Annotated in this window: 11 protein-coding genes and 1 riboswitch; of the genes, 4 read left to right on the forward strand and 7 right to left on the reverse strand. The window is 70.4% G+C overall.

All coding sequences use genetic code 11. The annotated features are described in order from the left end of the window. The first annotated feature begins 145 nt into the window (after nt 1–145). Both DIE02_RS08450 and DIE02_RS08455 read left to right on the forward strand, forming a co-directional pair. Nucleotides 146–1,066 (forward strand): LysR family transcriptional regulator, encoded by a 921-nt coding sequence (locus DIE02_RS08450; RefSeq protein ID WP_124486479.1) that lies wholly within the window; start codon nt 146–148, stop codon nt 1,064–1,066. A 118-nt stretch (nt 1,067–1,184) separates the two neighbouring features. Continuing rightward, a complete protein-coding gene (locus DIE02_RS08455) occupies nt 1,185–1,586 on the forward strand; it encodes an OsmC family protein (protein WP_063551251.1) in 402 nt (133 codons plus the stop codon). Between the two features lie 100 nt (nt 1,587–1,686). Here the strand turns inward: DIE02_RS08455 and DIE02_RS08460 are convergent, their stop codons facing one another. Next, nucleotides 1,687–2,568, reverse strand: coding sequence for a Dyp-type peroxidase (locus tag DIE02_RS08460; protein ID WP_124486480.1), 882 nt, complete (start codon nt 2,566–2,568; stop codon nt 1,687–1,689). Nucleotides 2,569–3,054: 486 nt separating this feature from the next. Between DIE02_RS08460 and DIE02_RS08470 the strand changes: the two genes are divergently transcribed. After that, complete coding sequence (locus DIE02_RS08470; protein WP_124486481.1) at nt 3,055–4,917, forward strand: ABC transporter ATP-binding protein; 1,863 nt, start codon at nt 3,055–3,057, stop codon at nt 4,915–4,917. Nucleotides 4,918–5,146: 229 nt separating this feature from the next. Then, on the forward strand, nt 5,147–5,860 hold the full coding sequence (locus DIE02_RS08475) for a riboflavin synthase subunit alpha (RefSeq protein WP_124486482.1): 714 nt from the start codon (nt 5,147–5,149) through the stop codon (nt 5,858–5,860). A gap of 93 nt (nt 5,861–5,953) precedes the next feature. Here DIE02_RS08475 and DIE02_RS08480 read toward each other — a convergent pair whose 3' ends face one another. The 6 genes from DIE02_RS08480 to DIE02_RS08505 all read right to left on the reverse strand — a co-directional run bounded on the left by DIE02_RS08480 (nt 5,954) and on the right by DIE02_RS08505 (nt 13,453). Next, nucleotides 5,954–7,195: a voltage-gated chloride channel family protein gene (locus DIE02_RS08480; RefSeq protein ID WP_124486483.1), complete on the reverse strand. Its 1,242-nt coding sequence runs from the start codon at nt 7,193–7,195 to the stop codon at nt 5,954–5,956. A 79-nt stretch (nt 7,196–7,274) separates the two neighbouring features. Next, nucleotides 7,275–7,378: riboswitch (Fluoride riboswitch) on the reverse strand. A 60-nt stretch (nt 7,379–7,438) separates the two neighbouring features. Then, nucleotides 7,439–8,458 carry a chemotaxis response regulator protein-glutamate methylesterase gene (locus DIE02_RS08485; RefSeq protein ID WP_044846626.1) on the reverse strand — a complete coding sequence of 340 codons (1,020 nt, stop codon included), beginning with the start codon at nt 8,456–8,458 and terminating at the stop codon, nt 7,439–7,441. After that, the gene (locus tag DIE02_RS08490) at nt 8,455–10,770 is read right to left on the reverse strand and encodes a hybrid sensor histidine kinase/response regulator (protein WP_124486484.1); all 2,316 of its coding nucleotides are present in this window, start codon (nt 10,768–10,770) and stop codon (nt 8,455–8,457) included. The genes DIE02_RS08485 and DIE02_RS08490 overlap by 4 nt, the downstream gene beginning before the upstream one ends. Continuing rightward, nucleotides 10,767–11,471, reverse strand: a complete 705-nt coding sequence (locus tag DIE02_RS08495; RefSeq protein WP_044849304.1) for a chemotaxis protein CheW — start codon at nt 11,469–11,471, stop codon at nt 10,767–10,769. Before DIE02_RS08495 ends, DIE02_RS08490 begins: the two co-directional genes overlap by 4 nt. Nucleotides 11,472–11,516: 45 nt before the next feature. Next, nucleotides 11,517–12,944 (reverse strand): protein-glutamate O-methyltransferase CheR, encoded by a 1,428-nt coding sequence (locus tag DIE02_RS08500; RefSeq protein ID WP_124486485.1) that lies wholly within the window; start codon nt 12,942–12,944, stop codon nt 11,517–11,519. After that, on the reverse strand, nt 12,941–13,453 hold the full coding sequence (locus tag DIE02_RS08505) for a chemotaxis protein CheW (RefSeq protein WP_124486486.1): 513 nt from the start codon (nt 13,451–13,453) through the stop codon (nt 12,941–12,943). Before DIE02_RS08505 ends, DIE02_RS08500 begins: the two co-directional genes overlap by 4 nt. Nucleotides 13,454–13,587 lie beyond the last annotated feature (134 nt).

Below are 13,587 nucleotides of genomic sequence, written 5' to 3' on the forward strand. Positions count from 1 at the left end.
ATCGGCTCCACGCACGCTCGCGTAGCGGGACGATCGTCATCGGCATGCATCGGACGGCATCGGTCGCCGGTACAACGCGCACCCGCGTTCCGTTGTTCGCGCATCCATTAGAATCGCCCCACCGCCCACCACGCCGCCTTCGTCCGTGCCCGCCGATCATCGTCTCGACCTGAACCTGTTCCGCGTGCTCGATGCGGTCTACGTGCACGGCGGCATCGGCGCGGCCGCCCGTGCGCTGCACCTGACGCAGCCGGCCGTCACGCATGCGCTCAACCGGCTGCGCGCGCATTTCGACGACCCGCTGTTCGTGCGCCAGGGCAACCGCGTCGTGCCGACCGAGCGCACGCGCGCGATCATCGCGGACGTGCAGCTTCACCTCGCCGGCCTGCAGCGCGCCGCGCGCGACCCGGCGGCATTCGACCCGGCGACGCTCGACCTGAGCATCGCGGTCGGCATTCGCGACGTGCTCGAATCGATCGCGCTGCCGCAGATCGTCGCCGCGTTCGCCGGCGCAGCGCCGGGCCTGCGATTCGTGAGCCGCCGCGTCGCGGTGCACGACATCGAACGCGAACTCGCGTCGGGCAATCTCGATCTGGCCGTCGATCGACGCGTGCAGACCGGCCCGCGCATCGTGACCGAGCACCTGCTCGACGATTCGCTCGTCGTCGCGATGCGGCACGATCATCCGTTGACCGGCGGTCCGCTGCGGCGCAGCGACTATTTCGCCGCGCGGCATGTCGCGGTGTCGTCGCTCGGCGAACCGCAATCGCTCGACGTGCTGCTCGGCAACGACGGGCGCTTCCGTCACATCCAGCTCGTCTGCCAGCATTACTTCGCCGCCTGCCAGATCGCCGCGGCGGGCGACCTGCTGCTGACGCTGCCGCGCACGTATGCGCTGCGCATGGCGGCGATGCTGCCGATCGCCGTGCAGCCGCTGCCGCTGCGGCTCAAGCCGTTTCCGCTGCTCGCGTACTGGCACGAGTCGCGCGAGACCGACCGCGGGCACCAGTGGGTGCGCGAACGCGTCGCCACGCTCGTGCGCCGGAGTGCCGGCGTCGCCGGCTGATCCCGGCGAGCCCCGTCGACGCGCGTGGCGCCCGCGTTTTTCGTCGAGACGGTATGCTGACGGCTCGCACGCCGCGCATCGTCGCGGCCGCCTCTTACCCGCTTACCGGAGACTTGCCATGCCGCTCATCCACGCTGCCGCCACCCTCGCCGCCGACGCGCCCGACTACGTCGTCCAGCTGCAGGCCGGCACGCACGCGCTGACCGGCGACGAAGCGCCGCGCGAAGGCGGACAGGGCCTCGGGCCGGCGCCGTTCGAGTTCGTGCTGGCCGGCCTCGCGCAATGCACGGCCGCGACGCTGCGCATGTACATGCAGCGCAAGACGTGGCCGGCCGCGCGCATCGACGTGCGCACCGAACTGCATGCCGATCGTGAAGGGCAGCAATACGTGCGCCGCGTCGTGACGCTCGACGGCCCGCTCGACGATGCGCAGCGCCAGCGGCTCGCGGAAATCTGCGAGAAGACGCCGGTGACGCTGTTCATCAAGCGCGGCACGCGCATCGAAACGACGCTGAACTGACGGGCGGCGTACCGCGCCGCACGCGATCGCCGCGTCACAAGCAAAACGGGCGGGCCGCGCGCGATGCGCGGCCCGCCCGTTTGCGGATCTCGTCCGACGCTCAGAGTCCGAGCGCGGACAGGTCCAGCTTGCCGTCCTTCACCGGCGGGCACCAGAAATACGCGCCCGTCAGCGGTCGCGTGAAGCGGAACAGGCCGTCGACGATGCCGTCGTCCGCGCCGCTCATCCGGCGCATCTGCACGTCGAACGCGCGGAACGAACGGCCGAACGCGACGAAGTAGAGCCCCGCGCGGCGCGCATCGGACCACGGCGACGAACGGCGCAGCATGAATGCCTCCGGCTCGAAGCTCTCCTGCGCGGTGCGCTTCACGTGCGCGAACTCGGGCGCGTCGTCGAGTTCCTCGTTGTCCGAGCGGCGGCGGCCGATGATGTGATCCATGTCGCCCGACGCAATGCGCTCCATCTGGTCGAAGTCGTGCAGCCATTGCTGAACCGCGACGAAGCTCGAACCGTCGAGCCCCGCGCCCTGCCCCGTGACGACCGCCGCGGCCAGCGCGTCGTCGCCGGTCGGGTTCTCGGTGCCGTCCTCGTAACCCGACAGGTCGCGATCGGTCGAATAGCGGAACCCGTCGACCGCGTCCTGCAGCACGAACGCCGGCGCGAGCGCCCGCTCGATCGCCCGCGCGCGCAGCACGAGTGCGCCGCGATCGTCGCCGCGCAGCCAGACCCAGACGTCGGCCGGCGTGATCGGCAGCGTACGGTCGTTCACCGCGAACGCCGGGTATTCGGTGAGCCCCGGAACCGGGCGGCCGAGATGCGCGGCCAGCGCCTGCCCGAAGCCTGCGACCGCGTCGCGCCCGTCGACGAGCTCGCGCAATGCCGCGAGCGCCGCGGCCACATTGACGTTGTTCGAAATCGTGAAAGTGAGGTATCGGGCCGCCGTGTCGATCGGAGCCAGGATGCCTTGCTGAACGTCGCTCATCGTTTCCTCAGGAGTGTATCGGGGTGAATCCGCGGGGCCGCAGCGGCCGGCGCGCAACGGCAGAGTGTAATCGATGCCGCCCGCCGCCCCGTGCGGCACCGCACCGCGGAACACGCACGAAAGAGGGCCAAAACCCCGAATACTAACCGCATCGCTGCTGCAACGCCGCATTCGTCAGACGTTGCGGCGCGTCCGGCTCTGCTGATAAAATTCCTTCACGTCTTTTTCGGCGTCCTTTCAACCGTTCACTTCAGGGAGGTGCAGATGTTCCGAATGCCAGCAACCTTCCCGAACGTGGTCCCACGTCGCGGCTGATCCAGCCCGTCGTCCGCGCCGGCTTCCGGGTGCTCCGCTAACCCGCCCGCCCGCGCAATTTCCCGACAGCCCGTTTCGTTTCGCCCGCGTCGTGCGCGCGGTCCGGCTGTCGCGTTTTCGACGTTCTCCGAACCGGAAAGTCCCGTCGCGCGATGCGCCGGGCAACGATACATGACCAGAAAAACCACCCATCTGGGCGGCCAGGCATTCCAGGCCGTCTTCAGCTTCACGTTCCGCTACTGGCGCAAGCAGCCGGTGCGCATCGCGACGATCACGACGCTGGCGCTGCTCGGCGCGCTTGCCGACGTGCTCACGCCGCTGTTCGCCGGGCGCCTCGTCGATGCGCTGTCGAGCGGCCTGACCGACCGCGCCGCCGCGTGGCATGCGGCCGTCACCGCGTTCGGCACGCTGGCCGCGCTCGGCATCGGCGCGACGCTGCTGCGGCAGGGCGTCTACCTGAACATCATCACGCTCACGCTGAAGATGATGAGCGAGATCGCCGCGGCGTCGTTCCATCGCGTGCAGCGTTTCTCGACCGACTGGCACGCGAACAGCTTCGCGGGGTCGACCGTGCGCAAGATCACGCGCGGGATCTGGGCACTCGACCTGCTGAACGACACGGTGCTGATCGCGCTGCTGCCGTCGGTCACGATGCTCGTCGGCGCGACCGTGCTGCTCGGCACGCACTGGCCGGTGATGGGGCTCGTCGTCGGTGCGGGTTCGCTGCTGTACATCTCGGTAACGGTCGCGGTGTCGCTCGGCATCGTCGCGCCGGCCGCGCGGCTCGGCAACCTGTGGGACACGCGCATGGGCGGCGCGCTCGCCGACGCCGTGAGCTGCAACGCGGTCGTCAAGGCGTTCGGCGCGGAAACGCGCGAGGAAGCGCGGCTCGATCGCGTGATCGGCAAGTGGCGCCAGCGCACGCGCCGCACGTGGGTGCGCGGCACGTTCAACGGCGGGCTGCAGGGCGCGATGCTCGTCGCGATGCAGGCGGCGATGATCGGCGTCGCGCTGCGGCTGTGGGCGAACGACGAAGCGAGCGTCGGCGACATCGCGTTCTCGCTGACGATGTTCTTCATGCTGCAGGGCTACCTGCGCGACGTCGGCATGCACATCCGCAACCTGCAACGCTCGGTCAACGACATGGAAGAACTCGTCGCGCTCGAGCGCCAGCCGCTCGGCATCGACGATCGACCCGGCGCGCCCGCGATCCGGATCGGGCAAGGCGAGATCCGCTTCGAGCACGTGACGTTCCGCTACGGCAACCATCCGGTGCCGCTGTACGACGACTTCTCGATGCGCATCGCGCCCGGCGAACGCGTGGGCCTCGTCGGCCATTCCGGGTCGGGCAAGACGACGTTCATCAAGCTGATCCAGCGCCTGTACGACGTGTCGGGCGGCCGCATCACGATCGACGGCCAGGACATCGCGCAAGTGCGGCAGGATTCGCTGCGCAGCCAGATCGCGATCGTCCAGCAGGAACCCGTGCTGTTCCACCGCACGCTCGCGGAGAACATCGCGTATGCGCGCCCCGACGCGAGCCGTGCGGAGATCGAGCGCGCCGCGCGTCTTGCCAGCGCGCACGACTTCATCGTCGCGCTGCCGGACGGCTATGACACGCTCGTCGGCGAGCGCGGGATCAAGCTGTCGGGCGGCGAACGCCAGCGCGTCGCGATCGCGCGTGCGTTCCTCGCGGATGCGCCGATCCTGATCCTCGACGAAGCGACGTCGAGCCTCGACAGCGAAAGCGAGGTGCTGATCCAGCAGGCGATGGAGCGGCTGATGGTCGGGCGCACGACGCTCGTCGTCGCGCACCGGCTGTCGACGGTGCGCACGCTCGACCGTCTGATCGTGCTCGAGCGCGGCAAGGTGATCGAGGAAGGCAGCCACGACGCGCTGATCCGCATCGACGGCGGGACGTATCGCCGGCTGTTCGAGCGGCAGGAGCTGGAACTCGCCAAGGGCCTGATCGATCCGCCGCGGCGCACGGCGGACGGTCATGCCGGGCCGCTTGGGGAGCCGGCGCAAGCCTGAAGGCGCCCCGATCGCAACCGGATGCGCGGCGCACCGCCGCCGCGGCCGGTTGCGTCATGCGGGACGTCGATGCGATCGTGAGGAATTCACGAGGCCGTTGCGTGCGTCGTCGATTCCATTCGATGGCGCCACGCGAGCCGCCGTGCGCTGCCCGGCAAACCCGTTGCGAACGAGGCGAGCCGGGATCACTTATCATACCGGCCAGGCAATTTGCGACGAAAGGCAGATCATGTTTACAGGCATTGTTCAGGGTGTTGGCGTCATCAAGGCCATCAAGGATCACGGCGAACTGAGAACGTTCAGCATCGAATTCCCCGAGCGGTTCACCACCGACATCGAGATCGGCGCGAGCGTCTCGGTCGACGGCGTCTGCCTGACCGTGACGACCATCCACTCGCCCGAGCTGATCGACTTCGACGTGATGTTGCCGAGCCTGCGCATCACCACGCTCGCCGACCTCACGACCGGCGCCCGGATCAACGTCGAGCGGGCCGCGAAGGACGGCGCTGAAATCGGCGGACATCCGCTGTCCGGACACGTCGACTTCATGGGAACGATCGCGAACATCGCGTCGTCCGAACACAACCGGATGATCCGCATCGGTGTGCCGGCCGATTTCAGGCGCTACGTGTTTGCGAAAGGCTATATCGCGATCAACGGCTGCAGCCTCACCGTGTCGGACGTCAATCGCGACGAAGGCTGGTTCGACGTCTGGCTGATTCCCGAAACGCGACGCGCGACCACCTTCGATGCGAAGGGCGTCGGCGACAAGGTCAATATCGAGATCGAGCGCAGCACGCAGGTCGTCGTGGATACGATCCGCGAGTCGGTCAAGGAAACCCTCGGGGAATTGACCGGCGTCGTCACGACGTTGCTCGCGGAGAAGGGCATCGATATCGAGGAACTGCTCGCGCGGAACGTCGCGAAGCTGCCGAAGGCGTAACGGCGAAGAGCGCCGCCGTTCCCGCTGATGCCCGGGATCACCGGGCGTCGGCTTCCGTCGCGATGCGCCCGGTCGGCCGCCCCGCACGCCGCCTTACTCCGCCTCCGCCTGCGCCCCCTTCCCCACCGCCACCCGCTGCGCGCGATAAATCCCCGCGTGTCCGGAAAACAGATAGGCGACCACGCAGGCGACGATCGCATACACGCCGACATCCGCGCCGAACAGTTCGATCGCCATGATCGTCGACGCGATCGGCGTGTTGGCCGCGCCCGCGAACACCGCGACGAAACCGAGCCCCGCCAGCACGGGCACCGGCAGCGCCAGCACCTGTCCGAGCGCGTTGCCCAGCGTCGCGCCGATGTAGAACAGCGGCGTCACTTCGCCGCCCTTGAACCCCGACGCGAGCGTGACGACGGTGAACGCGAACTTGCCCGCGAAATCGTAAGCCGGCAGCGGCCCGTGAAACGCGGCTTCGATCGTCGGAATCCCGAGCCCGAGGTACTGCGGCACGTTCAGCACGGTGGCGGCCACCGCGACCAGCAGGCCGCCGAGCACCGGCTGCAGCGGCGCATGGCGGATCACGCGGCGAAACCACGCGGTCAGCGCATGCGTCGCGAACGCGAACAGCCGGCCGACGACGCCGAACGCGACACCCGCGACGACCGTCGCGGCCAGCCTCGTCGCCGACACGGCCGGCACGAACGGAATCGCATAAGCGGTGTGATGCACGCCCCACGCGCGGCACACGACATCCGCGACGATCGCCGACGCGACGCAGGTCAGCAGCGCGTCGTACCGTACGCGCCCGATCGCGAGCACCTCGAGCCCGAACACGGCGCCCGCGAGCGGCGTACCGAACACCGACGCGAACCCGGCCGCGATGCCGCCCATCAGCAGCACGCGCCGATGCTCGCGATCGAGCCGGAACAGGTGCGTGACGCGATCGGCGAGCGCGCCGCCCATCTGCACGGCCGTGCCCTCGCGGCCGGCCGACCCGCCGAACAGGTGCGTGACGACGGTCGCGACGAGCACGAGCGGCGCCATCCGCTTCGGCACCAGCGCCTTCGGGTCGTGAATCTCGTCGATCAGCAGGTTGTTGCCGCGCGCGACCGACTGGCCGAACCGGTGGTAGACCCAGCCGGTCGCCAAACCGGCGGCCGGCAGCCCCCACAGCAGCCAGGGATGCGCGACGCGCGTGCCGGTCGCCCAGTCGAGCGCGATCAGGAACAACGCGGAAGCCGTGCCGGCCAGCGCGCCGAGCAACGCAGAGAGCGCGAGCCAGCGGCACACGTAGCGCACGGTCGCGAAAAAATCGGCAGAAGTCGAGAAAAACATGATTTCCAGATTCGACGGGACATCAAAACCTGGGCGGCAGAATACCGCATGGACGGCCTGCGACCTCCTGACGACCCAGGAACACGCAGGCATCATCAGCCGGGCAAACCGGCGGTTGAGGGCCGAACCGCGCGCGACGCGCCGGGATCGACCGCAGGGAGGCATGCCATCTCCGCAGGCGGCAATTGTACGCGACGCCGCGCGGCGCGCGCAATGCGGCCCCGCCGGGGCCGCGGCGCGCCGTCAGTCGAGCGGCATGCGCGTCACGCGTGAAATCAGTTGCGGCGCGATCCGGTCGAGCGGCAGGATCGCCGACGCCGCGCCGATCGCCGCGGCCGCCTTCGGCATCCCGTAGACGGCGCTCGTCGCCGCGTCCTGCGCGATCGTGTAGCACCCCTTCGCGCGCATCGCCTTCAACCCGAGCGCGCCATCGCGCCCCATCCCGGTCAGCAGCACGCCGAGCGCGTCGCCCTCCCAGCCGTCGGCGACGCTGTTGAAGAACACGTCGATCGACGGCCGGTACGGCGTCTCGGCCGGATGCCGCGTATAGCCGAGCACGCCGCGCGGCGAGATGTACAGGTGATCGTTGGTCGCCGCGAGCAGCACCTCGCCCGCCTGCGGCACGCTGCCCTGCCGCGCGACGCGCACGGGCAGCCGCGTATAGCCGTCGAGCCACTCCGCCATGCCGACCGCGAACGCCTGGTCGACGTGCTGGACGATCACGAGCGCAGCCGGAAAATCGGCCGGCAGCGCGCGCAACAGCGCGGTGAGCGCGGTCGGGCCGCCCGCCGACGCGCCGATCGCGATCAGCGTCGGCTGGCCGCGCGCGGGTGCCGGCCCGGGCGGCACGAGCGTCGTGGTCCGGCTTTCGAGCAGCCGGCCGATCTGGTCGATCTTCGCGAGCAGCGGCTGCGGCGCCGCATCCGACGGCAGGCCGAGCGCGAGCGTCGGCGTGTCGACCGCGTCGAGCGCGCCGGCCCCCATCGCCTCGTAGACCGACGACGTGTTCGCGCTGACGCTCGCGGTCACGATCAGGATCGCGCACGGCGCGCGCGCCATGATCTGCCGGGTCGCGGCCACGCCGTCGAGCTTCGGCATCACGAGATCCATCAGCACGAGATCGGGCGGATGCGCGACGCAGAAATCCACTGCCTCGTCGCCATCGGTCGCCACCCACAGCACGCGGTGATCCGTGCGCAGCGCGATCACGCGGCGCAGCGCCTCGACGGCAAGCGGCAGATCGTTGACGATGCCGATGTTCATCCGCGTGCGTCCCCGATCAGGTCGTGCACCGCGTCTAGCAGCGCCTCGTCGTGGAAACTGCTCTTCGCGAGGTAGTAGTCGGCACCGGCATCGAGCCCGCGCCGGCGATCCTCGTCGCGATCCTTGTACGACACGATCATCACCGGCACGCGCTTGAGCGTCGGATCGCCCTTGATCAGCGTGACGAGTTCGATCCCGTCCATGCGCGGCATGTCGACGTCGGTGACGACCAGGTCGAACGCGTCGCTGCGCACCGCATTCCAGCCGTCCATCCCGTCGACCGCGATGGTCACGTCGTAGCCGCGCTTTTCCAGCAGCTTGCGCTCGAGCTCGCGCACCGTCAGCGAATCGTCGACGACGAGCACGCGGCGGCGCCGGTCGGCGAGCGCGAGCTGCCGGTCGCGCGTGAGTTTCGCGAGCTGTCCGCCGCGCACGAGCTTGTCGACGGAGCGGATCAGGTCCTCGACATCGACGATCAGCACCGGGTCTCCGTTCTCGAGCAACGCACCGGCCGCGATGTTCTGGATCTTGTGCAGGCGGCTGTCGAGCGGCTGCACGACGAGCATCCGTTCGCCGAGGAAGCGGTCGACGGCGACACCGTAGAGCTCGGGCTCGCCACCGACGACCACGACCGCCGTGCTCGCGCGCGCGACGCCGGGCTCGCCGGCATCGAGCAGCTGGTGCGCGGCGACGAGGCCCGCGCGCCGGCCGTCGAACGGAAAATGCGGCTGGCCTTCGAGCACGTCGATGTCGTCGTGCGACAGTTCGAGCGTGCGGCGCACGTGCGCGAGCGGGAACGCGTACGGCTCGCCGCCGACCTCGACCAGCAGGCTGCGGATCACCGACAGCGTGAGCGGCAACTGCAGCACGAAGCGCATGCCCGCGCCGGGCTCGTTGAAGATGCGCACCGCGCCGCGCACGCCGCGCACCATCTCCTGCACCGCGTCGAGGCCGACGCCGCGCCCCGACACGTCGGTCACCGCATCGCGCATCGAGAAGCCCGGCAGCAGCAGGAATTCGAGCAGTTCGGGATCGGACAGCCGCGCGGCCGTCTCGTCGTCGGTCAGGCGCTGGCGCACCACCGCAGCGCGCAACGCATCCATGTCGACGCCCGGCCCGTCGTCGATCACGCTGACGAGCAGCGAGCCGGCGCTATGCCGCGCTTCGAGCGTCACGCTCGCCTCGGCCGGCTTGCCGCGCGCGAGGCGAGCGTCGGGCGCTTCGACACCGTGGTCGATCGCGTTGCGCAGCAGGTGGCCGAGCGGTGCGTCGAGCAGGTCGAGAATGTCGCGGTCGACCTGCGTGCCTTCGCCGACGATCGAGAAGCGCACCTGCTTGCCGAGCGAGCGCGCGAGATCGCGGACGATCCGCGGATACGCGCGCGTCGCGTCGCCGAACGGCCGCATCCGGCACTGCAGCGCCTCGTCGTACAGCTGTTCGGCGATATGCGTGCTGCGCCGCTCGAAGCGGTCGAATTCGTCCATGCGCTCGGCGAGCGAACGCTGCAGGTCGTTGAGCATGTGCCGCACTTCGTTCACCGATGCGAGCACGCCCGCGTCGAGATCGTCGGCAAACTGTTCGTACAACAGATCGAGCGAACGGGCCGCGTCGCGCTGCGCGCGCTTCACGCGCAGCATCGACTCCGCGAACGGCTTGAGCCAGCGCGATTCGACGAGCGACTCGCCGGACAGGCTCAGCAGCCGGTTCAGCGTATCGGCCCGCACGCGGCGCATCGCGCCCGCGCCGGCCGCGCGGCCGGCCTGGACCGGATCGGGCACGGCCGCCGGCAGCGCGAGCGGCGGCACCGCGGCGCCGGCCCCCACGGGCTCGTTCGCGGCGCCGTCGTGCTCGCGAGACGGCACGACGGACGGCGCCGCGGCCGCCGGCGGCGGCGCGAAAGCCGGTGCCGGCATCGCGTGCGCGCCGTCGGCGCCCGTCAGCGCCAGCGCGAACGCCTCGATCTCCGCCGGCGACACGGGCTGCGCCTGCGGATCGGCGACGCGCACCAGCAGGTCGACGCCGGCCAGCAGCACGTCGACATGCGTGGCCGTCAGCGCGATCGTACCGGCCTGCGCCGCGACGAAGCATTCTTCCATGCGCCCCGCGATGTCGACGCCGAGCGGCACGCCGACGATGCGCGCGGCGCCCTTCAGCGAATGTGCGGCGCGCATGCACGCCTCGAGCGCGACGGAGTCGGGCTCGCCCGATTCGAGCGCGAGCAGGCGCTCGGACAGCGCCTGGGTCTGCGTGCGCGTCTCCTCGCGATACAGCTCGAGCAGCGACAGTTGGCTCAGATCGTCATCGCCGCTCATCGCATGCTCCGTGTCACGGCGTCGAACAGCCGATCGTCGTCGAGCAAGCCGATCGACTTGCCGCGCCACGACAGCACGCCGCGCGACAGGCCGGCGCTCGCGCGCCCGACCGTCGCCGGCACGGGCACCCATTCGGATGCGCCGAAGCGCAGCACGCCCTCGACTTCGTCGACCGGGAACACCACCGGCTCGCCCTGGTGCGCGGCGACCAGCAGCCGCGTGAAACGGCCGTCCGCGCCACCCTCGCGGCCCTTGCCCGCGTCGAGGCCGAGCAGCGCGCCGATCGAGATCGCGATGCGCAGCGTGCCGCGAATGTTGACCACGCCGCGCACGGCCGAATGGCGACGATGCGGCAGCGAATGGATCGGACGCGTGCCGGCAATCTCGCGCAGCACGCCGATCGGCAGCGCGAGCCATTCGTCGGCGACGCGAAACGCCAGTGCCGCCTGATGCGTATCGTCGTCGCCGTGCGCGCGGGTCGCGTCGAACGCGCTGATCCGCTGCGTGGCGTCGGCCAGCTCGGCGGCGCCAAGCGGGCGTTCGAGCAGTTTCGCCGCGTGATACGCGTAGACCGGGCAGTTCAGGCAGCGCAGGCAATCGGCCAGCCGCTCGCACGAGCGGTCGCCGTGCGTGCCGATCCGGTTCCAGCAATCGTCGACGCCGATCGTCGTGTCGTCAGTGGCAACGGCGTCGCGGTTCATTCGTTCCTCGGTCATCCCGATGTCGGCTCCCAACCCGTACTCTCATTATCCGGCCGAGCGCCGCGCACGCTCGAGCAGCCATTGCGCGCCGGCGCCGTCGCCGCCGACGTCCAGCAAGGTCGCGAGATGCGTCAGCGCTTCGTGGTGCGTCGGCCGCAGATACAGCGCCTTCCGGTAGAAATCGCCCGCTTCCGCGACCCGCCCGCGCGCATCCGCGATCAGCCCGTTCAGGTAGAACGCGTCGGCGTGCGGCCCGGCGTGCGCGGAGAACTGCGCGAGCACGCGCTCGGCCTCGTCGAATGCGCCCGCATTGGCCAGCGCCTGCGCTTCCTCGAGCGTCGGCGCGGCGCCGTCGGCGGCCGCCGGCGCGGGCGCGGGCGTGTCGGCCACGTTCGCCGCATCGCCCAGCGGATCGACGCGCGCGTCGGCCCGCGGCCCGAACGCCGTCGGTCGCCCGGCCGGTTCAAAGGCAGCGCGCGACGGCGCGGCATCGCTCCACGCCGGCGGGACGACGGCCAGCAGCGGGCGCGTCGCAGCCGGCGGCGCCACGGCGAAACGCTCGGCGCGCCGGTACGGCGCAATCGCGGGTATCGGCGCCGCATGGCGGGCCGCGTACCCGTCCGCCGCGGCGCCATCGCGCCCGCGATGAAACGCGAACGCGAGCGGCACGCGGGCCGAACGCATCCCGTGCCGCATCGCGACGCCCGTTTCGGCCGGCCCGACGAACAACATGCCGTCGTCGGCGAGCGCGCTTTCGAGCGAACCGATCACCCGGTCCTGCGCGTCGCGGTCGAAATAGATCAGCACGTTGCGGCAGAACACGAAATCGTAGCGGATGCCCGTATCGGTGCCCGGTTCGATCAGGTTCGCCTGGCGAAACTGCACGCACGCGCGCACGCGCTCGTCGAGCAGCCAGCCGTCGGCGACCGGCGTGAAGTAGCGGCCGCGGAACTCGGTCGCCGTGCCGCGAAACGCATTGCGCCCGTAGCAGCCGAGCCGCGCCTGTTCGATCGCGCGCGGGCTCAGGTCGAGCGCGTCGATCGTGAAGCTGGCCGGCTCGAGCCCGGCGTCGAGCAGCGCCATCGCCGCCGAATACGGCTCCTCGCCGGTCGAGCACGGCGCGCTCAGCACGCGGATCACGCGCCCGGGCGTCGCGGCGAGCCGCTCGGCCGCGTGCCGCGCGAGCGTCGCGAACGCCTCGCGATCGCGGAAGAACCACGTCTCCGGCACGATGAACAGCTCGATCAGCGCGCGCCGTTCGTCGGCCGACGCGTTGAGGTGCTGCCAGTACGCGTCGAGCGCTTCCGGCGTGACGGGCGGCCGCGCCGCCGACGGCAGCCGCTCGCCGTCGCCCTGCAGCACCTGCACGCGCTCCGTCAGCGCGCGGCTCAGAAAATCGTTGCCGAGCGAATCGGGGTCGATGCCGGTCTCGCGCAGCAGCCAGCCGCGAAATCGCGAATCGGACTCTTTCATGCGGATTCCCCTCCGTGGCCCGGCAGGCCGTCGAACAGATACAGGCGCGCAACGTCGTCGATCAGGTCGGACACCGAGACCTGCTGCACGATCCCGTCGGGCGTGTTCGCGACGCGCCCGAGCCAGCGCGTGCGCGCGGTCGATACGCCGCTGGCGCGGAACGCCGTGCGGTCGATCCGCAGCGTCTGCGTCGCGCGCTCGATGATCAGGCCGATCACGCGCTCGCGGTCGAGCTGCCCGGCGCGGTAGCGGACCATCACCAGCCGCGTCGAACGCAACGCATGCGCGCGCCGTCCGAGCGCGAGCATCGGCACATCGATCACGGGCACCGGCTGGCCGCCGCGCATCAGCAGCCCGGCGATCCATTCGGGCGCGCCGGGCACGGCCTTGGCGGTCGCGAGCGGCAACACCTCGTCGATGTCGGCCGCGTCGAGCGCGTAGCGCTCGCCGTCGAGCTCGAACATCAGGAACAGCGCGTGCGCGGCGCCGTGCGACTCGACGCGCGTCACGCGTCGACCTTGAAGCGCGACACGCTGGTGCGCAACTGGTTCGCGACGAGCGTGAGGTCGTCGATCGCCTGCGACGACTGGCGCAGCGATTCGGCCGTCTGCTGCGCGGCTTCCGACAGCTGCGACAGCGCCTG

Origin of the sequence: Burkholderia sp. Bp8991 (genome assembly GCF_003853795.1) — a bacterium.
Taxonomy (GTDB): domain Bacteria; phylum Pseudomonadota; class Gammaproteobacteria; order Burkholderiales; family Burkholderiaceae; genus Burkholderia.